This window comes from Mesorhizobium carmichaelinearum (assembly GCF_900199455.1).
GTDB classification, from domain to species: Bacteria; Pseudomonadota; Alphaproteobacteria; order Rhizobiales; family Rhizobiaceae; genus Mesorhizobium; species Mesorhizobium carmichaelinearum.
The window spans coordinates 1-1,048 of record NZ_FZQR01000126.1 but is presented as its reverse complement, the minus strand read 5'-3'; the positions used below and the strand labels follow the sequence as shown (position 1 = coordinate 1,048).

The window sequence follows — 1,048 nt, the reverse complement described above, 5'->3', positions numbered from 1 at the left end:
TAAAGCGTGTCGCGATTAATCGGCCTCATATCCGGCCGCTTTGAAGAAGTTTCTGCATTCGGTTGGCTCGAACAGATGGCAGATATCGCCGAGAGCCTCGCAGAGTGCATCGAAGCTTCTGGCCGCCTTCTTTCGCAGCCTCGCCTTGAGTTTTGAATAGGCCATCTCGATCGGGTTGAGGTCGGGCGAGTATGGCGGCAGGAACAGGAGCCATGCGCCCCTTTGGCGAACCAGTTGCGCGGCGCGCTCGTTCTTGTGGAAGCCGACATTGTCGAGAATGACGACATCGCCGGGCGACAGTTCGGGAGCGAGCTGAGTTTCGACGTAGCGTTCGAAGATGGCGGCATTCATCGGCGCGTTGACGATCCATGGCGCGACAAGACCGTGGCATCGCAACCCGGCGATAAAGGTCTGCGTCTGCCATTTGCCGAATGGTGCATGCGTCCTGAAGCGCTTGCCCTTCGGCGCCCAGCCTGTGCGTTTGGTCAGCTTGGTGTTGGTCGACGTCTCATCGATGAAGATCAACCGCGTCAAAGCCTTGTTGAAGAAGCGCTTTCGCCGCCCCATCCATAGTTCACGCGCCTGGCGCACGTCGGCCCTCTGCTGCTCGCTGGCCTGTAGAGTTTTTTTTATGACTGAGCCCCAGGCGTTGGAGCAGGCGCCCGACATTGGAGCGGTGCACGCTCACCCCGCGCTCCTCCAGTTCGACGCAAAGCTCATCCAGCGTCAGTTCGCCGGTCTCGGCCAACCGCAAGCGGACAAACTCGGCATACGGCTCAAGCTTTCCGCCCCCAACATGGCCCTGCCGGCGGGCTTCAAGCGAACCGGTCTGCCGGCGCAGATTGATCAGATTGTTCACAAAGCGAGGCGAAACGCGGAAATGGCGTGCAGCATCGCGGTGACCATGTCCCTCATCGACATACGCAACAACACGCCGACGCAACTCAAGCGGTAGCGGCTTGCCCATCGCGGTCTCCTTTCAACCGCAATGAATCACGAACTCAAATCAAGGGGAATCCTGAATCCCTTAAATCGCGACACGCTTTAG

General features: G+C 59.0%; 2 protein-coding genes. Both read right to left on the bottom strand.

The window, feature by feature from the left end:
* Positions 1 to 15: 15 nt before the first annotated feature.
* Positions 16 to 591 (bottom strand): IS630 family transposase, encoded by a 576-nt coding sequence (locus CKW40_RS45290; RefSeq protein WP_244571575.1) that lies wholly within the window; start codon positions 589 to 591, stop codon positions 16 to 18.
* Positions 575 to 967, bottom strand: a complete 393-nt coding sequence (locus CKW40_RS45285) for a transposase (RefSeq protein ID WP_244571574.1) — start codon at positions 965 to 967, stop codon at positions 575 to 577. The genes CKW40_RS45290 and CKW40_RS45285 overlap by 17 nt, the downstream gene beginning before the upstream one ends.
* Positions 968 to 1,048: the final 81 nt, after the last annotated feature.

What these genes read in the sequence shown, in the direction of transcription:
- CKW40_RS45285 (WP_244571574.1), bottom strand. Translation starts at nt 967, where the DNA reads ATGGGCAAGCCGCTACCGCTTGAGTTGCGTCGGCGTGTTGTTGCGTAT.